Annotated in this window: 18 protein-coding genes; 7 read left to right on the plus strand and 11 right to left on the minus strand. The window is 51.3% G+C overall.

Features of this window, described 5'->3' with window-relative positions:
- Window positions 1-23 precede the first annotated feature (23 nt).
- The 4 genes from ACNQKP_RS07050 to ACNQKP_RS07065 form a co-directional block, all read right to left on the minus strand.
- Complete coding sequence (locus tag ACNQKP_RS07050) at window positions 24-5093, minus strand: tail fiber domain-containing protein (protein WP_417863752.1); 5070 nt, start codon at window positions 5091-5093, stop codon at window positions 24-26.
- A gap of 153 nt (window positions 5094-5246) precedes the next feature.
- Window positions 5247-6149 carry an EamA family transporter gene (locus tag ACNQKP_RS07055; protein WP_417863754.1) on the minus strand — a complete coding sequence of 301 codons (903 nt, stop codon included), beginning with the start codon at window positions 6147-6149 and terminating at the stop codon, window positions 5247-5249.
- A 21-nt stretch (window positions 6150-6170) separates the two neighbouring features.
- Window positions 6171-7055 carry a pseudouridine synthase gene (locus ACNQKP_RS07060; protein WP_374033995.1) on the minus strand — a complete coding sequence of 295 codons (885 nt, stop codon included), beginning with the start codon at window positions 7053-7055 and terminating at the stop codon, window positions 6171-6173.
- Entirely contained in the window at window positions 7010-8059 is a 1050-nt protein-coding gene (locus tag ACNQKP_RS07065; RefSeq protein WP_417863755.1) for a hypothetical protein, read from the minus strand. Before ACNQKP_RS07065 ends, ACNQKP_RS07060 begins: the two co-directional genes overlap by 46 nt.
- 110 nt (window positions 8060-8169) lie before the next feature.
- Here ACNQKP_RS07065 and ACNQKP_RS07070 point away from each other — a divergent pair, with 110 nt between their 5' ends.
- Window positions 8170-8673: a hypothetical protein gene (locus tag ACNQKP_RS07070; protein ID WP_235046161.1), complete on the plus strand. Its 504-nt coding sequence runs from the start codon at window positions 8170-8172 to the stop codon at window positions 8671-8673.
- 48 nt (window positions 8674-8721) lie between these two features.
- Here the strand turns inward: ACNQKP_RS07070 and ACNQKP_RS07075 are convergent, their stop codons facing one another.
- A complete protein-coding gene (locus ACNQKP_RS07075; protein WP_417863757.1) occupies window positions 8722-8934 on the minus strand; it encodes a DUF2892 domain-containing protein in 213 nt (70 codons plus the stop codon).
- Between the two features lie 341 nt (window positions 8935-9275).
- Here ACNQKP_RS07075 and ACNQKP_RS07080 point away from each other — a divergent pair, with 341 nt between their 5' ends.
- The 3 genes from ACNQKP_RS07080 (at window position 9276) to ACNQKP_RS07090 (ending at window position 12664) form a co-directional block, all read left to right on the plus strand.
- Window positions 9276-10379, plus strand: a complete 1104-nt coding sequence (locus ACNQKP_RS07080; protein WP_417863759.1) for a VWA domain-containing protein — start codon at window positions 9276-9278, stop codon at window positions 10377-10379.
- Window positions 10380-10447: 68 nt separating this feature from the next.
- A complete protein-coding gene (locus ACNQKP_RS07085; RefSeq protein WP_417863761.1) occupies window positions 10448-11191 on the plus strand; it encodes a DUF5020 domain-containing protein in 744 nt (247 codons plus the stop codon).
- A 12-nt stretch (window positions 11192-11203) separates the two neighbouring features.
- Complete coding sequence (locus ACNQKP_RS07090; protein ID WP_417863763.1) at window positions 11204-12664, plus strand: methyl-accepting chemotaxis protein; 1461 nt, start codon at window positions 11204-11206, stop codon at window positions 12662-12664.
- On the opposite strand, the gene ACNQKP_RS07095 is transcribed toward ACNQKP_RS07090, so the two are convergent.
- Complete coding sequence (locus ACNQKP_RS07095) at window positions 12665-14467, minus strand: protein-disulfide reductase DsbD family protein (RefSeq protein WP_417863765.1); 1803 nt, start codon at window positions 14465-14467, stop codon at window positions 12665-12667. It lies immediately after the preceding gene.
- 103 nt (window positions 14468-14570) lie between these two features.
- Between ACNQKP_RS07095 and motA the strand changes: the two genes are divergently transcribed.
- Window positions 14571-15437 carry a flagellar motor stator protein MotA gene (gene motA / locus ACNQKP_RS07100; RefSeq protein WP_374033987.1) on the plus strand — a complete coding sequence of 289 codons (867 nt, stop codon included), beginning with the start codon at window positions 14571-14573 and terminating at the stop codon, window positions 15435-15437.
- A 2-nt stretch (window positions 15438-15439) separates the two neighbouring features.
- A complete protein-coding gene (locus tag ACNQKP_RS07105; RefSeq protein ID WP_417863767.1) occupies window positions 15440-16396 on the plus strand; it encodes a flagellar motor protein MotB in 957 nt (318 codons plus the stop codon).
- On the opposite strand, the gene ACNQKP_RS07110 is transcribed toward ACNQKP_RS07105, so the two are convergent.
- Window positions 16368-17051 (minus strand): TorF family putative porin, encoded by a 684-nt coding sequence (locus tag ACNQKP_RS07110; protein ID WP_417863769.1) that lies wholly within the window; start codon window positions 17049-17051, stop codon window positions 16368-16370. The two genes, ACNQKP_RS07105 and ACNQKP_RS07110, sit on opposite strands and share 29 nt — an antisense overlap.
- A gap of 109 nt (window positions 17052-17160) precedes the next feature.
- Between ACNQKP_RS07110 and ACNQKP_RS07115 the strand changes: the two genes are divergently transcribed.
- Complete coding sequence (locus ACNQKP_RS07115; protein ID WP_011165604.1) at window positions 17161-17991, plus strand: exonuclease domain-containing protein; 831 nt, start codon at window positions 17161-17163, stop codon at window positions 17989-17991.
- 4 nt (window positions 17992-17995) lie between these two features.
- Here ACNQKP_RS07115 and ACNQKP_RS07120 read toward each other — a convergent pair whose 3' ends face one another.
- From ACNQKP_RS07120 to ACNQKP_RS07135, 4 genes are all read right to left on the minus strand, one after another.
- Entirely contained in the window at window positions 17996-20500 is a 2505-nt protein-coding gene (locus tag ACNQKP_RS07120; RefSeq protein ID WP_417863771.1) for a delta-60 repeat domain-containing protein, read from the minus strand.
- 156 nt (window positions 20501-20656) lie between these two features.
- On the minus strand, window positions 20657-22120 hold the full coding sequence (gene hflX / locus ACNQKP_RS07125; RefSeq protein WP_417863772.1) for a GTPase HflX: 1464 nt from the start codon (window positions 22118-22120) through the stop codon (window positions 20657-20659).
- A gap of 183 nt (window positions 22121-22303) precedes the next feature.
- Window positions 22304-22702, minus strand: coding sequence for a hypothetical protein (locus ACNQKP_RS07130; RefSeq protein ID WP_417863774.1), 399 nt, complete (start codon window positions 22700-22702; stop codon window positions 22304-22306).
- On the minus strand, window positions 22692-23960 hold the full coding sequence (locus tag ACNQKP_RS07135; protein ID WP_417863775.1) for a C1 family peptidase: 1269 nt from the start codon (window positions 23958-23960) through the stop codon (window positions 22692-22694). The genes ACNQKP_RS07130 and ACNQKP_RS07135 overlap by 11 nt, the downstream gene beginning before the upstream one ends.
- Window positions 23961-23994: the final 34 nt, after the last annotated feature.

Consider the following 23994-nt stretch of genomic DNA (forward strand, 5'->3'; position numbering starts at 1 on the left):
TTTCTTCAGGGATTTAATGAAGTTTATTTCTTTTTGATACAGACCTTGGCCTTAGGATTGACCTCGCAAATCGCTTCACGAAGCTCCTGGTTCTCTTGTTTTAATGAAGCGATTTCCCGCTTCTGGGCCAGTACTTCGGCCTTAACGCCGGATACAGACTTATAAAGCTCTTTGAAGGCTTCAATCATCGGGCCGATCAATTTGGTGTAGGCCACGGCACGGAAGCCTTTCTCATCTTTGTCGACGGCTTCAGGGAACACACGTTCGACGTCCTGAGCGATCACGCCCATGTCTTTTTTCTCAATAAGATCGAGATCCGGTCTGACATCATGACGCCAGTTGAAAGTGACACCACGAAGGGAAAGAATTTTCTGCAACGAATCCGGAACAACCTGAATGTCGGTTTTCAAGCGGGCATCGGACAAGTTTTCCCAAGCGGCTGTACCACCGGAAGTTCCGTTAACAAAGAATTTGCGTGAACCTGAGTTGCCGCCAATATAGACGTTGCCGGCCGCGGTGACCGTGATCGCGTCACTGGAGGAAGTTGTTGGACCTGGACGAATCCAGAAGTTACCGCCATCAAGCCCCATGAAGAATTTCGAAGAGGTATCGACTTCATCAAAGCCAATGTAAGGAGCGGTGGCATTTTTCAGAAGGAGAGGAGCCCCACCGGTCGAGCCGGAGCTTACGCCCATCGTAATCCAGCCATTGCTGTAAATACGCATGCGTTCAGTCGGCGTATTGATGTTGCCTGTGCCCGTGTGGGTCAGGAACGCCAAGTCCGCTGGAACTGCTGTGGATGTCCAGGTCGCTGAAGCGATACTTTGAATTTGTGAGCCGAGGCCGGTCGTTGTGGCATCACCGTAACCGTTGAACAGAATGTTCCCCAGAGCATCACCGGATTGAACAGCTGTTTTGGCTGAAGCCGTCCCGCGGGATTTCATCAATTGAACTCCAGGACCGGCTTGCGCATCTTCATTTCGTTCGAAAGCTCCGGAGGAATTGCTGTAGCTGTTACCCTGAACATGAAGTCTTACCGCCGGGGTCGTCGCACCGATACCAACAAAACCACCGCTGGTGATACGCATTCTTTCACCGGATGATCCGTTGTTCAAAGTCGCAAAGGACATATAGGCAGACTTGGCTGTGGCAAAGTCTGCTTCAGCGACACCAGCGATCGAGGCGCCACTCTGATAAGCCGTGCCGTCATAACCACGCATGGACAGGAAGCCCAGAGAATCGCCCGCCAGAACAGCTGCTTCCGCACCAGAGTTGGAGCGGGCTTTCGTCAGGATGTAAGCGGGCTCGCCGGTGTTACCGATACTTTGAATATAAACGTCATCATTTCCACCGCCAGTGCCTTTGACGTGAATGATTCTTTCCGGAGCAAGAGCATCACCCAACCCCAGACCGCCCGGAACATAGAGCTTCAAATCCTGAGTCGTACGCCAGTCACCTTGAGCATTGGCATTTCCGATACCCACTGTGCTGTTCGCAGGATTGGCCACCGGACCGATACCCCAGTATCCAGCGCTGTTCCAGTTCCCAACGAATTGTGCCTGACCAGTTGTATTGTGGTAAGAACCCACAAACACAGCATTATAGTTATTAGTACCATTCCATTCGCCCACCTGGAATCGGGCGCCCGGACTTTCAGCGTCGATACCGACTTTGCCATCATTGGTGATGCGCATGACTTCGGTATTGTTTGTATCAAAGATAATGTGCGCGTTAGCGCCGTTGGTGACATAAAGATCGGACGTTGCGGTGTTGGCGTAACCAAACGTACCCAACCAGGTTCCGTTGCGCAGGAAATCCATTTCAACTTTACCTGCCGCTGGAGAATTCAGAATGATCGCAGACTTGGTTGTTGCCGGTGCCATCACTGCCAGACCCGCATTCGTGTCAGGAGACTGGCCGATGCCCACGTAACCCGCATTGGAAATTGTCATACGAGTGACGTTGTTGGTTTCAAGAGCCAAAGAATAAGCGTCGTTCGTGCCCAGGGTCGCATTCGATGCCAGAGTGTTACCACCGTTGGCAAAGAAGGATGTCGAAGCAAAGTTGGTACAACCCATCACACCCGACGCATTGAAGGTCAGCATCTGAGCGGTACCGCAAGTAAATGGAATCACAGCAGAACCCGTGCCGTTAGAAACCAACAGACGGTCGGCAGTCAGTGAAGTCGCACCAGTACCACCTTTGGAAACAGGAACAGCAGAAGGGAAGTTCGCCGGATCCGCACTGATTGTGCCTGAAGAAACCGCGATACCAGAACCGACTTGAACAACCCCGCGCGCACCCGTTGTTGCCGGGTCCACAGAGATAACGGGAGTCGTAGTACCCGTAGCAACTTGAACCGGAGCTGTGCCCGTGACACTAGTCACTGTACCCACAGTTGGAGTCGCCCATTTCAGTCCAGAAGCTTGAGCAGAATCCGCAGTCAGAACCTGACCGTTCGTTCCCGCAGGCAGGCGAACGTCGTTCGTGCCATCGTTGCCAAGAACATCCCCTTTAGTCGTTAACGGGGAAAGACCGTTGAAGGCGGCAATCGCTGTCGTAGCGCCGGTACCACCATTTGCAATCGGCAAAGTGCCGGTCACATCAGAAGCCAGATTGATCGCCGCACCACTGGAGGCTGCGGTTAAACGACCTTGAGCATCCACCGTGATGGAAGCGCGAGTATAAGAACCCGCTGTCACAGCCGTATTAGCCAAAGCAATTGTGCCTGTGAAAGTGATCGGACCACCAGTCAAACCAGTGCCGGTTGCGATATTAGTGACGGTACCACCAGAAGAAGTGTCAGTATCAGTTCCGCACTCCCAACGTGTGTTGGCTGCGACCCATTTCAACACCTGGCCGTCAGTACAAGCCGTGTTGTTTGGACGATAAGTCAGATATTTGCCAGCGCCACTTGTAATATCGGCAGCGTCCAATACCACAGAACCAGTTCTGCCAGCCACAGTTGTAACTGGGAAAGCGATAGCCGCATTCGAAGCTGCGGTCAGGCGCCCCTGAGCATCGACGGTGAATGTGCCCACTGAAGTAGTAGAGCCATACCCACCTGGCGTCACCGCCGTATTAGCCAAAGAGATCGTACCTGTCGCCGTGATCGGACCACCGGAAAGTCCCGTGCCTGTCGCGATGTTCGTGACAGTACCACCGGAAGAAGTGTCAGTATCAGTGCCACACTCCCAACGATTGTTCGCAGAAACCCATTTCAGAACCTGGCCGTCAGTACAAGCCGTGTTGTTCGGGCGATAGATAAAGTATTTACCTGCGCCGTTGCCAACATCACCCACATCCAAAGTCACAGCGCCGGTTCTGCCAGCGACTGTTGTTACCGGGAAGGCGATAGCTGCATTCGACGCCGCCGTCAGACGCCCTTGAGCATCGACGGTGAAGGTGCCAACTGAAGTAGTGGAACCATATCCACCCGGTGTTACCGCCGTGTTAGCCAAAGAAATAGTGCCTGTGGACGTGATCGGACCACCGGAAAGGCCCGTGCCTGTCGCGATGTTCGTGACAGTACCACCGGAAGAAGTGTCGTTCGCACATTCCCAACGGGAATTGACATCAATCCACTTCAACACCTGACCATCAGTACATGCGGCGTTGTTCGGACGATAAGTCAGATACTTGCCGGCACCGCTAGCGATATCACCAGCATCAATCACAACCGCACCCGTGCGACCAGCAACAGTCGTCACTGGGAAGGCGATATTGGCATTGGCTGCTGCGGTCAGACGCCCTTGAGCATCGACGGTGAAAGTACCGACTTGTGTTGTGGAACCATAAGATGCGGCCGTGACCGCCGTGTTAGCCAAAGAGATAGTGCCGGTGGACGTGATCGGACCACCGGAAAGGCCCGTGCCCGTCGCGATATTCGTAACCGTACCGCCAGAGTTGGAATCATTGTCGGCGGCTGGAGCCCACTTGGTGCCGTCGTATTTCAAAACCTGACCTGTTGTCAGGCCCGTTGTATCAACAGTTACACCTTTGATTTTATTAACAGAAGAAGCACCGATGGTCCCACCGACATCACCCGCCAAGGACAGATTGATCGGCTGACAGTTAAAGCCACCCACTGCATTCCAGTACATGGTTTCATGAGCCGCACAACCCGCATTGGCAACAGCCGCGCTGAACTCTGCATCAGTCATATAAGTATTCAACGTTGCAGAAAGACCGGTGACATCACTTTGTGCGATCGCCGAAGGCGTCCACGCGGTGCCATTGTATTTCAGGAAATTACCATTGGCCGGAGCGGCATTGGAAACCGCCGTGCCCTGAAGTTTTACCACAGCCGGATTTGGATAAGTGCCGTCCAGGTCTCCAGCTGCAGCACCTGTTGGTGTGCGGGCATCAGAGAAACGGGAATCATTACCCGCCGCCACCGTACCCGCCGTTGTGCCCACATTCAGGGTCAGTGCCGGGGTGGAAGTGCCGTTGGCAATCGTAATATATGAATTGGAAGAAGTAACATCGGTAACGGTGCCGCCGTTAGCGCCACTGATCCCGGCGCACGTCATCGTCGTGCCATTCCAGGTTAGATAAGTACCAGCTCCGCATGTCGGCAGACCGGCTTTAGCCAGGAAGTCGGTTTCAGTTTTAGTACCCAGGCGTTCAGCAGAATAGGAATAAGCAGAATAAGGAACCGAACGAATTTCATTCGCCGGAGAAATCACTTTCCAGCCAGAGCCATCATGAAATTGCACTTTCAGCAAACGAGCATCACCGGCAACCGCATTGTAAGTGGCACCGCCAGAGCAGTCGTGAGAGCGCGCATTGTTGAAGGAATCAATCAGAGTATAAAGCGGATCGGTCGGGAACATCTTCGTGCCAGAGCCGATCGGCACATCAAATACGCCGCCCGAGTTCTGAAGATTCACACCGTTTTTCTGTTCGCGATAAAGCACGCAAGTGCCTGAAGGATTTGTGATTTCAAAAAGGAAGCTGACGTTGTTGTACTCAAGCCCTTTGCCGTCTGAGTTTACGATCCGTCCTTGATATGTCAGAGAATTTGGAGCGGCCAAGGCCACCCCAGTCCAAAGAAACACGAGAATTAAGACAATAGACGTTCCGTTTCTCATGTATTTCTTATCGGCTTCTTAACAGTTTGCGAGAGTCCAAGTCCGGTTTGTTGCGGCGAACTAATATAATTGTGATTTAGGCGCGGATAAGTGTCTCAGGATGAAACAGAGAAACAGAATATCTTGGATATTTATTGAAAACCCCAAGTGTCTTTAAGGGTTTAAGGGCTGATTGTTTGATTTCTCAGGGCGGGTGGCCAGAGTGTTGATCACAAGTGCTACACCAATAATCAGAGCACCGATCAGCTGCACGCCAGTCAGTCGTTCGCCAAAGATCAGAGCTCCCATCAACGCGGCAGTTATCGGCTCAATCATCATCAGCAGGGCCACTTCAGTGCTTTTCAGTTTTTGCAAAGCTGCCAGCTCCATCGTCAGTGGGATGATCGTGCAGACCAGGGCCAGGCCAAGAATGCTGGAGGCCTGAATGGTGGAAAGGTTTTTGATCTGGTCAAAATGAGGATGATGGAACAGCGAAAGGGCCAGGGCCCCGAAGGTGATTACATAAAGTGCGGAAGTGATGGGACGCACATTTTTTTGCAGACGAGCTGACAGCAGGACATAAATTGCGTAGCTGATGGCGGCCCCAAGGCCCGCAGCAATCGCCCAGATGTTTTTAACCTCGATGTGTCCCCACAGCAGAAGCACCAGGCCCGATGAGGCGGCCACCAGACACAAAGCTTCTTTACGCGAAATTTTGTCTTGAGTGAAAAAGTGGGAAAACACATTTACCCAGAACGGATAAGTATAAAGCAGCAGGGCGGCCAGTGTGATGCTGAGTCCATCCACCGCGGTAAAATACAGGGTAGAAAAGAAGGCGTATCCAAAGATTCCCAGTAAAGCGGCAATGATGGTCTGTCGCAGATTCAGTCGCACCCAAGTCGGACGGAACAGCAGCAGGAAGATCCATAACAAAACTGCAGCCAGGGTAAAACGATAGGAAAGAACCTCGCCGACGGACATTCCGGATTCAAAGGCCCATTTACCGAAGATCCCCAAAAAACCAAAACCCACGCTCGCAATGGAAATTTCAATAGATCCGCGAAGACGTGGGTTCATGTTTTTCATAATGAAATGGCTTTAAACTTTTTTACCGTTTTTGTACTTGCTTGGTTTCTTGGTGGCTTTCACTTTGGAAGCCGGTTTTGCGGTTTTCTTTTCAGAAGTCGCGCGGCCTTTATAAGTGCGTTTTGTTTTTACCTCTTCCGGATCATCCGCAAGGAAGATGCGTTGAACCGCAGCTTCGTTCAGGTAAACCAGCTGTCCGGTTTTTACCGCACCCATGCGCAGACGACCGATCGCCACGCGCTGAAGTCTCATCACATCAAAACCGATTTTTGCGAACATCTGACGGATCTGACGGTTTTTACCCTCAGTGATCACGATTTTGTACCATTCGTACTTTTCAGATTTGTTCTCGCCGGTTTTTTTGATCTTTTCAATGTGACGGGCAGACACTTTACCGCCCACGATGGAAACGCCTTTTTTAAGCTTTTCCAGCTGGAATGGTTCTGGTTTGCCGTTCAATTTCACAAGGTAAGTTTTGGTTACTTCAGCTTTTGGGTGCATGACCTTGTTGGCGAAATCACCATCATTCGTCAAAAGCAGCATGCCTTCTGAATCCCAGTCCAGACGACCTACCGGGAACACGCGCACCGGAAGCTCGGTCAGATATTCTGCAACCGTTGGACGGTCGTGTGGATCATCCATGGTGGTCAGAACGCCGGTTGGTTTGTTCAGGATAGCATAGATCTTCTGAGACAGTGGCTTGCGCAGAGGCTTGCCATCAACAAGAATACGGTCGCTTTGAGGATCAACTTTGATACCCAGCTCGTAAACGCGCTTACCGTTTACGGTCACAAGGCCCTCTTCGATCATGCGGTCCGCATGACGACGGGATGCCAGTCCACTGTCAGCAATTAGTTTATTAAGTCGAACTCTTTCAGAGGAGTTATTTTCAGACATTCTTCATCGGCCTCGGGTAATTGTTGAGTGATCAATATATCACCACTCAGGCCGGAAGAGGAGATATTCTTACGATTGTACTCGGCGATGGCATGGCGGAGGTCGCGAGCCAGCAGAGTCATGAGTTTGTCTCCCAAAAAGACGTTATCCACCGCGGTTTCCGCCTTGCTCAGAACGATGGAGGACCATTTCAGGGCCTCAGAATCGCCTTGTTGGATCAGGGCGCAGGTTCTTTCAAGCTGGCTGACCAGGTCTTGATAGTAAGGATCGGTACGACGGTCGACAAAGAACTGTTCCAGACGCTTGATCGGGAAAAGCAAGCGGGTCTGTTCCTGCAGCGGCTCGTTTTTCATTTCAAGCAGCTTTTGGAAAACATAACCTCTCAACAGGGAACCGGTGACCTTGTCGCCCACTACGCGGAACTGGGCAGTAATATACGGAGCCACCTCGATTTTGTGGGTGTGCTGCGAACTCAGTTCCAGGTCGGAGTTGTAATAAAGAACCAGATCTTTGCGAAGAGGCTCCAAAAGACCGTTACGGATTGTGAACTTGCGGTCGAACGTGCGAACTTCCAGGGATTTGTCTTCACGCAGGATGATGGCGATGGCTCTTTTGTTCTGATCCGGCAGGATGCGGAATTTCTCGCCCTCGGCGCACTGAGTCTTAAGATAAGAACTCACCGCGTCAACAAGGTCGGAGAAGTGCTCAATCTCAATCAGCTGAACTGATTGTGGGAAGCGAATCGGATTCAGGTCAAACTTCTGCTGGTAGAACCCGTTGAAATTCTCCAGCAAAAACTGAACTTCATGACCCAATTGCTGCTTATTGGACGCCCAGTGCGGGTAATCCATGCAGTAATTGAAGAACATTTCGATCAATTCAGGGGTCAGAACGTCGTCGGGATGAGGGAAACCGCGCAGGAAATTGAAGAAAGACAAACGCGTCGGTGTATTCTGAGGATTCAGATCAGAAACAAACTTCAAAAGTTGTCCGACTTTAAGCATTTTTTTCTGTCTCCTTCCCTCGGGCCCTAAAGTATGAACATTTGAATTTTTAGTCCAGAGAAAATATAATGGAAAAGAAGAATTTTTTAAGTCCTATGGAGGGGCCCGATATGCATAAAGAATTGAATCCGGAATTGTTTGGGGAAAAGAAAGTGGCCAAGAACACCGCTATGGACAGCGTTTCTGCCGTGGGGACATCCCCGAACAGCTACCTGAATACAGACCGCCAGATTTTCGAAGTCAAAGCCCAGAATCAGGCCCTGGCGGACCAGTTAAACAAGGTCGTCGCCACTGTCAACGAACTGATAAAGACCTCCAACATCAAGTTCGAAAAGCAACACCACCTTTTGAACCGCCTGGAGCAAAGCCACAATGGCCTTGCCACTGAGGCCGGTCAGAAGATCACCCAGCTTTCCCAGCGTGTGAACGAACGCAAAAGTTTTGACCTGAAAGTTCAGGAGATGGTCGATCGCCACAACAACGTGATTAAAAGCTTTGAAGTGCGCATGAACCACCTGCAAAAGCTTCTGGCTGAAAAAGAAGCGCAGATGATTTCCAGCCAGGCGGCATTGAATGAAGCCAAAATGGAGATCGCGCGACTGAAGCGTCTTTAGAATTGGAAATCGGCAAGGGGGGCTTCGGGCCCCCTCTGCTGTAGCATCCTACATATTCATTATCTTTTTATAGCGACAAGTATTAAGACCGAAAATTTGATATGCCGGACACCAGCCGATCAGTCCTGTCAGCAGGGGGATTGCTCCCAGCAGGAACCATGGATTGGCGGGGCCCACAAAAGCCAGGCTGATCAGCACTAATCCCGCCACCACTCGCAGAGTTCGATCCAGAGAACCTTCATTTTTTGGAAAGACAGACATAAAAACCTCCTTGCATAACCATTATAACGCCGACCAGTTCCCCAGAACATGATCACGGACATACTGCCCGTGCCAAAAGCAGCTTTATGTCCGTGGACCTCTGTCGGGCCCTAACCCAAAAGGGGCTGACGGAAGTTTAGTCAGTGTCAGGTTTTACCGTTTTTGCGTCCTGCGGCTGTGGAAGTCGTTAATACCACCGCTGAAATTCAGAATGAGACAGCGCAAAACCCGGTGAACTTTAGACAGGTCACTGGGTTTCTCTTTTATTGAGTTCGATCTGGCGGTTGGAACGACCCTTGCCTTAGAAGTCTTCACGCAGTTGTTGTAACGGGGTGGGGATTATGAAAAAGCAATACGTTGTTCTGACCATGATCTTTTTAGCATCTACATTTCTTTTCCAAAATTGTTCTCCGTCCGGAGTTCAGTTTGAACAGACTCGTGAGCTGGCCTCTGTGACTGAACCGGTAGTCATCTCTTCAGAGGTGGACACTGAAGCCGAAGCGGAAGAAGCGGCTCCGGAAATCAAAACCAAAACCTTCACGGCGGCCTCCAAGGAAAAAGCGGTGGATATGGTGTGGGTTATCGACAATTCCGCTTCCATGACCGCAGGGGCGGATATTATTCGCAAGAACTTTGAAAAGTTCGCGCACTTGGTGGAAAACCAAGTGGATCTGCGTGTGGCGTTGATTTCCAAACAAGACGCCTTTTCTTTGAAAACACATGTGTCTTTGCCGGAGTCGATGAAAAACGGGCAGCAGGTGGACTTTATGGTGCACAGCTATAATCCTTTGCTGGTGGCCGCTGCTGCCACATGCCCGGAGACGGCGACGGATGCCTTCTGTAAAAAAATTCTGTCTAACGTCCGCTACGGCAAAGTCTATTCGTCCCTGAATGACTTCTTCCGTCCTCAGGCCCAGAAGGTTTTTGTCTTTGTGACTGACGATGACTCTGCGGCAAACAACAATACGACTGTTCAATACGACGCTGCAAATTCAAACGGTTACGTGGCTACGATCAAGAGTCTGACAATTGACGAAGACTACATCACAGCGGCGACCTTCAAGGACCGCATGGTTCGCGCCTTCGGTAAAAATGGTTCTTATAAGGTTTTTGGATTTATTGCCGCAGCTGACAGCAAATGCCGTGCGCGTGAAAGTACAGTGTATAGTTCTTTGATATCTTCCAGTGGTGGTGTTGCTTTTAACGTGTGTGATAAAGACTGGAGCAAAAATTTCAGCCAGCTTTCCGAAAAAGTGGTCGACTACGCAAGCACGGAATATTCGCTGCAAAGTGAGAAGGTCAAAAAGGTTCTGTCCGTTACGCTGAATGGACAGATTCTGATTCCTGGCACTGACTACACGGTTGTCGACGGCAAGATTTCTCTGAGCCCGACGTTGGTAAAGTCGCTGGGGAATTATATCATCGACGTCACCTATACAGAATAGCCAGCACTTCGTAGGGATATATGAATGCGAGTTGTTTATAGATACTTAGGTTGTCTAACCTAGGTGGAATGACAAAAAACAAAATCCTATTTCATGCGCTCGCATTCGTATTAACGACATCTGTTTCTGCGGTCTCTTCTGCTGCAGACTGGTCACAAACCAACATTCAATTCCTGCATGGGAACGAATACAAAAAAGGCAACGACGACAGCTATTCAGCCACCGTCGTGACCTTTGAGCATTTAAGTTCCTGGGCCTATGGATCTAATTTCTTTTTCTTCGATATCACCAGCCCCGATACAGAAAACAGCACCGCTTATTATGGAGAGTTTTCGCCAGCCCTAAGTCTGGGTAAGACCGGTGTCTTTACGCCGCCTGAAGGGGTGTTGAAGGACGTACTATTGCAATTGAATTTCGAGATTCCGCAGGGGCCGGCGCGCCGGGTGAATCTGGGCGGGGTGACCTTCGAATGGAAAGATCTGTGGTTTGATTACCTGGGCACGCAGTTCCTGTATCGCGATGCCCTGGGCGTTGAAGGACACACCGGTCAGCTGACTGTGGTGTGGTCGAAGCGTTTTGGTGGCGAGGTTTTCCCGCTGGATTTTTCCGGTTTCGTGGACTGGGCTGGCCAGGAAGGTCCGCTGAAGGACAATATCCATACCCAGGCTAATTTTCTTTACGACTTCAATCGCCGCACGCAGAACAAAGTGCCATTGAAAGTCGGTGTTGAATACAAATACTGGAACAATAAATACGGCATCAATGGTGTGGTTGAAAATGTGCCACAGGCCAAGCTTCTTTGGATCTTTTGATAAGGAACGTCTATGAATTTAAAAGCACAGTTTAAAGGTCTTCGTGGAAAACTTCTGGGTGTGGCGGTGTTGCCGCTGATTGCGCTGTCGGTGACGGCGTGGATCAGCTTTCAGGGTTTCAGTCAGATCGGGACCATGCTGAATGAATCTTACGAAGTGTATGTGCCGAATATCCGTCTGTTGGGTCAGTTGAATCTGAATCGCGCCAACATCGGCTATTTTACTTTTGCGGCTTTGGCGAACAAAGACGACATGAAGGGCCGCGAAAACTTTGTGGGACTTTTGGATCGTTCTGTCGAGTCTTATAAGGCCGCGATGGAAGAATATGAAAAGCAGAATTTCATCCAAGGGGAGGCCGAGGCTTTCCGGGCGATGAGGGACAACTATCCAAAGTATCTTGAATACACCAAACAGGTGCGCGAGGCCCTGCTGCGCGGAACGCCGGCGGATTTTGAATTTGTGGTAAGCCTTGTGGACAAGGGCGGACCTTGGCAGGTGCTGCAGATCCAGATCGATCACACCATCACTAAGATATATGAAATGTACACGGCTATCAGTAAATCCAACAATGAACTGCAAAAGAAAGAGCGTTCCCAAAAAGCCTCTTTGATCGTGGGTGTGGCATTGGGCTCTTCACTTGTGCTGTTCCTGATCATGTTGTGGATTGCAAACCGTGTTTCGGGATCTGTGGGCCGCGTTGTCGGGGCGCTGACTGAAATCAGTCAGAATGTTTCAGGAGCCATTTCCCAGTTGTCCGTGGCAGGTCAGGCTTTGTCGACATCTTCCACGGAAGCTGCTGCTTCGCTGGAAGAAACCGTGGCCTCGTTGGAGGAAATGACCTCCATGGTTTCGCGCAACTCTGACAGCGCCAAACAAGCTTCTTCATTGGCGGATGGTTCTTCCTCTGTCGCCAAAGAAGGGGAGCGTGAAATCAACGGACTGATTGATTCCATGTCTCAGATTTCCCGTGACTCCAAAAAAATTGAAGAGATCATCCACGTTATTGATGATATCGCCTTCCAGACGAATCTGCTGGCATTGAATGCCGCAGTCGAAGCGGCCCGCGCCGGAGAGCAGGGGAAGGGCTTTGCGGTCGTGGCCGAAGCCGTTCGGGCCCTGGCTCAGCGTTCAGCCACCGCTGCCAAAGAAATCAACGGCCTGATCAAGGAAAGTGTCGAGCGAACTGAAAAAGGAAGTGTCGTGGCGGATAATTCCGGCCAGGTGCTGACCCGAATCGTTTCTTCGGTTGAGCAGGTTGTGGTGTTAAATCGCGAGATCGCCCAGGCCAGCAGCGAACAGTCACAAGGCATTTCCCAGATCAGCAAGGCCATGAACCAGCTGGATCAGGCGTCCCAAAGCAATGCGGCGTCTTCCGAGGAAATTGCTGCAACAGCCGGCGAAATCGAGCGTCGCGCCCACGAGTTGCAGCAGCAGGTTCAGATATTGAGTTCCGAAGTTCTGGGGGCCAGCTGATTACTGGCGGCTTTTTTCCATTCTTCTTAGGAATTCCGGCGCTTTTTCAAACTGAGTCAAAGTCAAAGCATCAATCCACACACCGTGTGGGTTGATGAACACCACCGTTGGCAAGCCCTGGATGCTGTATTTCTTTTTCAGTGCACGCAGTTCCGGTGAATCCTTGGTCGCATCAAACTTCAAAAGCACATAATTTTCAGACATAGCACGCACGCGAGGATCGGTGAACGTGTGTTCTTCCAGTTCGTGGCAGGCAGCACACCAGTCCGCCCAGAAATCGATGATCACCGGCTTCTGATCTTTGGTGGCCTGGGCCAGGGCGGCGTCAGAATAAGGCTGCCAGTTCAGTTTTTGAATCTGATTGATGCTTGCGCCGCCAATCATTTGCCCGCGGATGTAAGGGCGCAGATCCAGCACCGCTATCACGGCGTAACCAATGCCCACCACCAGCAAAGCCTGCATCAGACCTTTTTGAATGTGGCGAAGGGCGCTTTGGCCTTTTACCGGCAGGAAGGCTCCATAGATGCTGGCCAGGACAATCAGACCTATCGCAAGGGCGCCGTCGAACCAGCGCGCAGGCAGCAGCAGTTCCAGATAGTAATAGAACGCCGAAAGCATCAGGGTTCCCAGGATGAACTTAAACGCATTCATCCACGGGCCGGAGCGAGGCAGGGAATTGGCCAGCTGATTGAACAGACCCAGCACGATGAAAATCAAACCCAAGCCCAGCGCGTAAACGAACAGGTACAGGAAGCCCATCATCTTGTTCTGCGTAGAGGCCACATAAGTCAAAATTGCCACCAGGACCGGACCGACGCATGGGCTTGCCACAATTCCGGCAAACAGTCCTGTCAGGTAAACTCCGATGACACCTTGTTTTTGGGTTCCGCGTCCCAGCTTGTTGCGCAGGAAGGCCGGTACTTGCAGATCATAAAGGCCATACATGGACAGCGCCATTGCCAGGAAGATCGCGCAGACAACCGTTAGGACATAGGGACTTCCGAGGCTTGCTCCAAACAGGCCACCGCTGGAAGCGGCGGCCAGTCCCAGCAGCGAATATGTTGTGGCAATTCCCAGAACGTAAATGCAGCTGGTGAAAAAGTTCTGCAGACGGGTTCTTTCATTGGAATGATTGCCCAGAACGGCCAGTGTGATCGGGATCATCGGGAAGATGCACGGAGTGAAGCTGGTGAAGATCCCGGCGAAGAACACAAAGATCAAACCCGCGATCATGCTGCTTCCCAGATACTTCTGGAAATTGGCAGTATCGAAGAACTCCGTTGGCGCAACCATTGGTTGCACGTCGGCCTCTTGAATTTGGGCTTCGCCTTCCACCATAGTCACGACAATCGGAACTTCAATCAGCTTTGTTGTTGGGAACAGACAGAACTGATCCGAACACGCCTGATAGGTGAGCTCCATTTTCATTTTGGTGTGCTTTTTTAAGAAACGGTGAGGCGCTTCAATATGTGCGGTAAGCGTTGCGGCTTTTTCCATCCCGCTGCGCATCTTTTTTGAGAACTTGTCATGCCACTGAACGATCGGCTCAATCTTGAACGGGGCCACTTTGAAACCATCCGGCTCAAGAATCACCACGCTGAATTTGTCTTCATAGGCGTGATATCCTTCGGGGAGCGTCATTTTAATTTCGATATTGCCACCCTGACCCGGGCTCCATTCGTAGGGCACGACTTTGGTGTCAGCAAGCAATGGGTCCGTGTCGTTGGGATCATCAGCCCAAGACCTTGGACTTGCGATCAGGGAAAGCAGGATGGCTACAACGTAAAACAGGCTGATTCTCATGAGTTTCCTCTTAGTATCTCTACGGACCATGGGCAAGTTTATTTGTGACTGACTCAATATTAACACAGTTCGGTCCGATAGAGAAACTGAGAGGTCATATCTTATGGGTTTTGTAGGTATATTAATTGTATTCGTGATGGTGTTCGGCGGCTTCCTCATAGCCGGCGGTAACATGTCCGTGATTATCAAGTCGGCCCCTATTGAAATGATGATTATCGGGGGAGCGGCATTGGGTGCATATATCATTGCCAACCCGATGAAGATTATCAAATCCGGTTTCAAGCTGAGCATCAAAGCAATGACGGCAAAGGGTCCTCAAAAGCAGGACTATGTTGAGTTGTTGCAGATGATGTTCCAGTTGTTCCAGGCTTTTCGTAAGGAAGGTCCTCAAGGTATCGAAAAACACATCGAGGAACCGGACAAGAGTGACATCTTCAAAGCCTATCCAAGTTTCATGCACAACCATCACGCGGTTCACTTCCTTTGCGACACGATGAAAATCACGCTGTCAGCAGAGATGTCCCCGTATGATGTTGATGACCTTCTGGATGCGGACATCAAAGCAATTCACCACGAAGAACACATGGCGGCTCACGCCGTACAGACTGTTGCCGATGGTTTCCCGGGTCTGGGGATCGTTGCCGCGGTTTTGGGTATCGTAAAAACGATGGCCCACTTGACCGAAGGGGTTGAAAAGATCGGTGCCTTGGTTGCGGGCGCCCTTGTTGGAACGATGTTGGGGGTTTTCTGTGCCTACGGTCTGATCGCTCCAACGGCGGCAAAAATGACGGCGGATATCGATGCTGAAGGTCGCTATCTTCAGTGTATCAAAGCTGCGATGGTGGCTTTGCAGCGTGGCGCACCTCCAATTGTATGTGTGGAGTACGCACGTCGCTCGATCATGCCTGAAGAGCGTCCATCCTTCGAGGAAGTCGACAAGGCTACCAAAGAAATCAAGAAAGCGGCATAATCATGGCAGAAAAGAAACAGACGATCGTTATCAAAAAGATCATAGTTTCTGGCGGTGGTCACCACGGGGGTTCCTGGAAGGTGGCCTTGGCCGACTTTATGACGGCCTTGATGGCGTTCTTCCTGGTTATGTGGCTGGTGGGGCAAAGTGAGGAAACCAAAAAAGCGGTTTCTGACTATTTCTCCACACCTTCTGTTATTGAATACAACTTCCAGAACTTCGGTGCTGAAATCACTCTGGAAAAACTTTTCCTGGATATTCTGAATGAGCCGTTGAAGGCCTTCCAGAGTTTCATGGAACCGGCAGATAAAACTCCGAACCTGCTGGATATGGGCTCCACAAAAGTGGTGGCGGCTTATCTTGCGGACCAGATGACAGATGTGGCGAAGAACGTCACGGTCACTCCGGACGGGTATGACTTTGATATTCCTGACTACATGCTGTTTGAGCGTGGCACATCCACGCCGAATGCAAACTTTGTAAAGGTCATGGATAAGATCAAAGGCATCACCACCGGTTTGAAGGATGCGGATATCAAACTGACTTCGGGTCTGTTTATTCAGGCGGTTCCGGATGGCAGTGTGATGTCTGCAAACAAGGTGGCTTCCGAGCGCTTTGATATTGTTCGCGCCAAGATCCTGGCTTCACTTGAAAACAACACAGTGAATGTCACAGGTGGTATCAGTGTGAAGGAAAAACGCGGTGAAATTGATCCAGCCAAGCTGATTGGTTTTATCCGGGTGAAGATCGCGCAGAAGGAAATCACTTCCGACGGTCACAAGCCGCGCAAGCTCGAAACCCTGTTCGGTCCTTCCCGTGTGGATATGTCTGTGTATGACAGCTTTGTGAATCAGATCAGCAACCGTAAAGAGGCTGAAAAGAAGGACCTGAAACAGCAAGTGGATCAGGACCTGAAAGAAGAGACGGGAATTACAGATCCGTCGATGCAGACAGAATAAAGAAATAGTCGCCAGCCCCGTCAAATTGGGAGCTTTCACTGGTCGCGGTGAGGGCTCCTTCAAAGAAAATCACACCCCATTTTGTACCCAGTCCGGTTCGAGCATCAAAGTACGGATTGATCGTTTCAACGTCCGGTGTGTTATAGCCGATTTCGTTGTTCCATTTCCAGCCGCCAAAAACATCCATGATATTGCCAAAACCAAAACGTTCTGATTTTTCATGGGTCGCCTCCCAGTTGGAATTCGTGTCGTACATGATGCGCGACTTCCACAGATTCAGGTGCAGGCTGAGCAGATCGCCGTTGTGGTCTCCACCGTTATAGTACTGACTTTTGGTGTAACCAATTTCCATCGACGCGTTTTGCGAGAAGTCCACTTTCACTTCTGCATTCATGCGCAGGTTGAAGTGGTCGTCACCATGTTCATAGTTCGTGTTCGAACCCCAAACTCCCAGACGGAATTGAGATCCAAAGTTGAACCAGAACGATCCCTGCAAAGCCGGGGAATTGTCGGATTGGGAAAGCCCGTGTTCCACATAGTGTGAAAGCAGGCTCACATCACCGGACAGCGCAAAGGTTGGAGATGTGCTGGCTTTGGCGGCGGAGGCCCCCAAAGTGCTGATCAGAATAATGGTAAAAGCAATGTATCTTCGCATAGATAGTTCGCCTAATTGTGACTTAGTCCTGCCGGAAAAACAAAGTTTTCGCGCGGGGCCTGCACGGGGAACTGGACCAACAGCCCCAAGAAAGGTAGATTGGCCCGCTATGAATCTTGATTTGCCACTGAATGAATACACATATGTCGCCTTTGATACTGAAACCAGCGGAGCTTATCCGGTCGGGCATGACGTGGTCGAGTTTGGCGCCGTGAAGTGGTACAAGGGTGAAGAAGTCGGCCGCTTGCAGTTTCTTTTCAAGCCGCGCGAGCCGATGACTGATTTCATCATCGGGATTCACGGCATCACCAACGAAATGGTCGCCGACGCCCCGTTGATCACCGAAAAGATCCGCGAGATCCATGAATTCTTCAAAGGGGCGATTGTGATGGCCCACCATGCGCCCTTTGATTTGGGTTTCATGGCCATTGATTTTGAAAAGAATCAGCTGCCGTTGTTGCCGGAACCGGCATTGTGCACCAGCCTGCTTTCGCGCAAATGGATTCATGGCGTGGAAAACCACAAGTTGCAGACTCTGGTCAGACATCTGAACATTGACGGGGGCCAGGCCCACCGGGCCTATGACGATGCAAAAGCCTGTCTGCACGTGGGGTTGGCTTGTTTTGCCAAGATGCCACCGGAAATGACTTTGGCCGGAGCCATCAAAAGTCAGGGAAAAAATCTGTGGTGGAAGGACTATTCCCTGGCGTCACTCAGTGCACCTCAGTTCAAGTCCATCATCGAAGCGATTCAGACCAAAAAAGATGTCGATATGGTTTACGAGGGCGGATCAGACCGAGGTTCCACCCGTCGTGTGACCCCGATTGGCATTGTCAGAAATCCGGACGGGGATTACCTGCAGGCGTTCTGCCACAAGGATCAGGCGGCCAAACGCTATTATCTGAATCGTATCAGCGATGCCCAGGTCATTTGGATCTAGGCGCTTAGCGCGTGCCGTTTTTTCCGAATTTATAGACGATGCTGTAGTTACGGTGTTTGTGCTGAAGACCCGCGACATAGAAGCTGTCATCGGAGTTTATCGCAATCGCCCTGAAGTCAGACTCAAAGTTTTCGGCGGCAGGTTGTTCCACAACCACTCCGGCTGTGCCGAAGCCAGAGTCGAGGCTGCCATCCGTATTCAGTCGTAATACTATCGCTTTATAGAGGGCTCCGTGAACCGCACCGCCAGCAAGCAGTATTCGGCCATCGCTTTGCACGCCCATATCATAGAAGTCCTCAGCGGTGCTGCCTGCGATGGTCACAAGAGTGGAGCCCGTTGTGCCAAAGCTGGAATCAAGGCTGCCGTCGGCGTTGTATCTAGCCACTCCAAAATGGGAGTCCACTTGTCCTGCCAGAATGACTCGGTCGTCCGGCAGAATCGCCATTTTTACGTGGACGTGATTTGTGCCGCCAAAATTTGTTGTCAGATAGCCCGTGCCAGAGCCCCAGGTCGTGTCCAGAGTTCCGTTTGAATTCAGGCGTAGAAGCATGAACATATTTTGCGTTTTGCCCGCAATCAGCAGCTTGCCGTCACTTAAATATCGTCCGTCTTGGGCCCGGTCGACATCGCCCAGATCCAAAAGCAAAGTTCCTCCGGTGCCGAAGCTGCCGTCCAGTGAGCCATCCGGATTGTACCGGGCCAGAGCGATGTTGTTATCTTCACTGCCGATAAGCACAATTTTTCCGTCAGGCTGCACCAGCATGCTGGAAACAGACTCAGTGGTTCCGGCGGTCAAGCTTGTCAGGACAAATCCTGCTCCACTCGCGAATGTGGTGTCGAGGGTGCCGTCTGTGTTGTAACGGGCCAGCAGGAAGTTTCCATCCACGTCTCCGGACGCAAGAATTTTTCCGTTTGCCAGGACGTGCACATTGCCGAAGGAAGCGTACTCGTTGGGCAAGGGATAAGCCAGGGTGGAGCCATTGCTGCCGAATGAAGAGTCCAGAGTGCCGTCAAGATTCAGGCGTGCCACAGCTGTTTTGCCCCAGTCATTGCTCTGTGATGCGCCTCCGAGCAGAACTTTTCCATCAGGCTGCAGTGTGATGCAGGCAATGGCATCGTAGGGGTCCCCTTCAATGTCATAGTATCCGGTTCCAGTGCCGTTCAGTGTGGTATCCAGGCTGCCGTCAGGGTTGAGTCGGGCCACGGAGTACTCTTCATTGTCGGTAAACGTATAACCTGCAATTAGAAGCTTATCGTCGCTGAGCAGGTGCGAGTCTGCCATGTAGTCGTACTTTGTGTTGCCCGTGACGTCGACACTGACGAGTCCGCTGGCACCATAGCTGGCATCCAGAGCCCCGGCGGCAGTCAGTTTCGCTGCAACAAAGTTGTTGGCGCTGTTCCCGCTCATCATAATGCTGCCATCACTCATGACATCCATGCCTCGGCAAACATCGCTTCCTCCAAAGTCCACAACAGAAATTCCTGTTCCGTTGAAGGTGGCGTCTACCGCTCCTGCAGCTGTGTATTTTGAAAGATAACAATTGGAGTTTCCAGCCGTGGTCAGGGCTCCCGCGACGAGGATGCTGCCATCGCTTAGAGGATGGATACTGTAGATGCTGTCGTTCGCCGAACTGCTGCGGTTGGTGATGACAATCCCGGTGCCACCAAACGCCGTATCAAGGCTTCCGTCGCTGCTCAAACGGGCGATCACACCGCTCAGGTCTCCGGTAGGCCAAGTATAACCGCTGACAATGATTCTTCCCAGACTGTCGGTTTTAAGGTCGTAAACGTCATTGTTACGTCCGGCGATTGTCAAAATATTGAAACCCGATCCAGAGTTGAAAGTGGTGTCGAGGCTTCCGTCTGAATTGTAACGGGCCACAAAGATCTGGTTGTAAGGAGAGACAAAAGCTATTCCAGCGACCAGAATTTTTCCGTTGGCCAAAAGCTGTATTTTCTTTCCTTCGCTCTCTGTCGCCGAAGGCAGGTTAAGATACGAGAAGCCCACCGTGCCAAAGCTGACGTCCGGAGTGCCGTCGGAATTGAGTCGCACCAGGGCAATAGACGACGTACTGCCTTCATTGCTCAGGCCCACACCCAGGATTTTTCCGTCGGGTTGGGTGGTGATATCCATTAGGTTGTCAAAGTTGTTTATTCCGGGAGCATAAGTCCAGCTGCCGTCTCCGGCAAAGCTGGTGTCCAGGGTGCCATCAGCGTTCAGACGGAGGATTCCAAAATCTTCTCCGTCAATAACATCGGCATAACCCGCCAGCAGGATCTTGCCATCGGCCTGAACCGTGAGGGCGTTGGAATCGTTTTCGCCGGGAATTCCGCCGGTTTTCAGCTTAAATCTAACAAACCCGTTGTCGCCAAATACCAATGATGTGTCTGTGTCTGGTGTGAGTGAAGGCGGGCTTGCAGAGGAGCTGTCGAACGAAAGGATGCTGGCATCAATGGAGCAGCCAGTAATGACAAGACTGAATATTAGAAGCCAGAGTAATGAAGTCATTTATCGCCTTTACACGAAAGTTCCAGGAGGCAGTGCTCGTGAACTATTCGGTAAAAGGCGATTGCTAGTTTAGAACGCTTGTCGTGTTTTGAAAGAAACTGTTGCTCGTCTCAATTTGGGAGCCCCACCCTCGGTGGTGAGGCCGGCCCCGAGGATCTAATCTTCGTCGATGTTCCAGCTTAGGTTGTTTTTCTTTTTACCTTTACCCGGAATCAGACCATAGCGCTCTTTCATGGATTGCAGGTCTTCGCGGTGCGCGCGGATTTTCAGAACCACGCCGTTGGCTTCATAGGACTCGTTCAGTACACGCATTTTGCCGCGGATTTCACCGATGGCACCCTGAGTGGTGTAGGGGATCAGAACATCTTCCTCGACCATCTCGTTTTCAAAGTGTTTTACCAGCATGGAATGCAGGGTCGCCACATCATCCGCGTTTTTCGCCGACATGAAGTGAGCTTCCGGGAATTCTTTTGCCAGTTCGGCTTCTTCTTCAGGGCTCAGGCGGTCGCGCTTGTTGAAGATCAGCTTGCTTGGAATATCCTGCGCGCCGACCTCTGCCAGGACGGTGCGGGTGACTTCCAGTTGTGAGCGGAATGTCGGATCGGAACAGTCCACGGTGTACAGAAGCAACGACGCATTCGCCGCCTCATCCAGTGTGGATTTGAAAGACGCCACCAGATCATGCGGAAGTTTTTTGATGAACCCCACGGTGTCTGAAACCAGAATTTTGGGTTTGGTTTCCGGATAAAGAATACGAACGGTGGTGTCCAGGGTTGCAAACAGCTTGTCGGCGATCAGCACATCACTGCCGGTCAATGCCCGCATCAACGAGGACTTGCCGGCATTGGTGTAACCCACCAGGGCGAGGGTCAGTTCCTGTTCACGGCGCGCGCGACGGGTGTCCAGCTCCTGGGAAATGGAAGCCAGTTCCTGCTTCAGTTCCTTGATGCGGTCGCGGATCTTACGACGATCCAGCTCGATGCTGGTTTCACCGGCCCCTTTACCGCCACCACCCTGACGGTCATCGCCAGCGGTGGATTCACGCATGCGTGGAGCCACATACGTCAAACGCGCAATTTCAACCTGCAGACGGGCTGCACGCGTGCGGGCGTGACGGCTGAAGATTTCAATGATCACCCCGGTGCGGTCCAGAACCTGGGCGCCGGTGGCGCTTTCAAGATTGCGCAATTGGGAAGGCGAAAGGTCGCAGTCAATAACCACAACCTGAGCTTTTTCCTGAGGTGTCGTGTCGCCGGTAGAGTCCATATCCTCAGCACCCTCTTCGACTTCGAAAACTTCTTCGACGTCATCGCCGAACAAGTCATCTTCCTCTTCGTCTTTTTTAAAGCGCAAAGCGGCCTTGTGTTTTTTCTTGGTGAAGTTTGGACTGATTTTGCCCGTGCCGCCGGTCCACTCGGCCAGTTCTTTCAATTTGCCATCACCCAGGACGGTGGCGGTTTTGGTCGAACTGCGACGCTGGGACATCTGGCCGACAACTTCATACCCCAGAGTGGTGACCAGACGGGAAAGTTCCGTCAAAGACCCTTTGAGTTCCTGATCTGAAGTGCGTTGAAGTTGGATACCGACAAGGACGGCTTTAAGAGGCGTGGTTTCGTTCATGGCGAAGGGTATAGCACAGGCTATTGCAAAAGCCAGTGCGACTTCAAAAAACCTTATAAATCCAGGGGGATCGCTGCCTCAGGATGTAGCAAATACCTGCTGGATTCGATGCCAAGGAATGTGAGCCTCAGGACAGTTGGCTGAAATAGGGATAAAACCGAACTGAGGGCTTTTGGGTTCGAACTATTTGCGTGGGCGCAGATAGTGGCGCACCAGTTCACCGGTGCTCACAAAGGAGCCGTCCTTGAAGACACAGCGATCCAGGGCGAACCATTCTTTCGACGCTTCAAACTCCAGCAACTCCGGCTTGCCACCCAGTTTGCGGCACAGATTGAAGCCCGGATTGCTTTTTTGATCCAGAATGTCCGCTGTCTTAACTTCGATATCGACTGTGAAAGCCGTGCATTTGCGGTTTTGGCAGTCTTTGGAGTAAAGCTCGGTACGGTCTTCATTGAAGCAGTAAGTCTGCGCTTCAACGACTTTGGTTTCAGCATTGTACGGCATGCGGAAGCTGCCTTTTTGGCAGGTCAGATCCGCGGCAAACACAGGCGTTGTCAGAAACAGAATCAGACTACTTAACATAAGTTGCACCCTTGCCTCGTTTTACGATGTCCGCTTTCGGAATCCAGATGTTGCCTTCTTTGCACTGATAAGAAGGATCATAGTAACCGCAGCTGCGGCCCCAGGAATTTCTTAGAAGATATTCGCACTGTCCGGATTTTTCATTGAATCTGCGACCGACCAGCACACTGGCATGCATGCCCAGCTCGGAATAGTCCCGGCGGTCGGTAAGGCCAGTGGCATCATAGCTGAGGACAACCGGATTTTTGGCGCTCAATTGCTCGTCAATTTCATCACCCAAGGACTTTTCACGGAAGGTCCACGGGGAAGACACTTTCAAGTCTGTCTTGATACGCTGTTTGCATGTGCGGTTGGCCATCTGGTCGATGAAATCCGCGCGTGAGGAGGTTTTCAGGATTTGTTCCAGGTCCTTGGTGCTTACATTCGGGAACAGGCGGCGCGAGGTCTGATAGACTTTTTCACAGTTGGGGGTCGACCACGAGGTGATCTCATCCCGTCCCAGTTTGTCGATCTGGGTGATCAGCTCCTGGTATTCGCCGTTGATGTTGTCCTCGCTGGGAAAGTCTTTTTCCAGACACAGGCCTTTTTCGATGGCCCCTTCCAGCGCACTGGAAGGGAAGCCGCCCTCAAGACTGCCGGCCTTGACGCCGACATATTTGGCGCCGGTGTTGAACAGGCTGTCGTTATAGTTTACGGCAATGTCCGCCGCAGAGATTTTCTTTTTCAGTTTGAAGGACAGTACATCCGCGGCTGCAAATGCATAACACCAGCCGATGGAATCCTGATTTCGCACGGGACCCATTTCTTTGCTGACGTCCATGGGTTTGCAGGACTGCTTTTCGCGGGCATAGGATTTTTCAGCCTTGGCTTTAAGACCGTTCGTGAAGGACTTCAGAATATTCGGAGGAAACCCCAGCTCTTTACCATAGGCGGTGTAGGCCTCGACAAATTCATTGATTCGGCCCGTGTTCGCATATTGTTCCATATCGACCTGGATACGGTTGAATTCAGCTCGAAGGGTTTGAGTGCGCAGGGTCGGATAGAAAGTCTCAGGCACCCCCAGTCTGCGGCTGGGAATCTTGCATCGCTGCATGCGGCTGGTCAGTGAGTCGATCTCCATCGACATATCGTATTTTTGATAGCCTTGAGCGATTTGCTTGGCCTGCGTTTGGATGCTGGAAATACTGCAGTTCTCGGCAAGAGCCTCTGCCAAAGGGAACACCGTCAAAAATAGGATTGCGATCAATGTACTGCGCATGGTTTGTTTATCGGAATTCAGAGGGAAAACCTGT

The organism is Bdellovibrio bacteriovorus (assembly GCF_048286975.1).
Taxonomy (GTDB): domain Bacteria; phylum Bdellovibrionota; class Bdellovibrionia; order Bdellovibrionales; family Bdellovibrionaceae; genus Bdellovibrio; species Bdellovibrio bacteriovorus_H.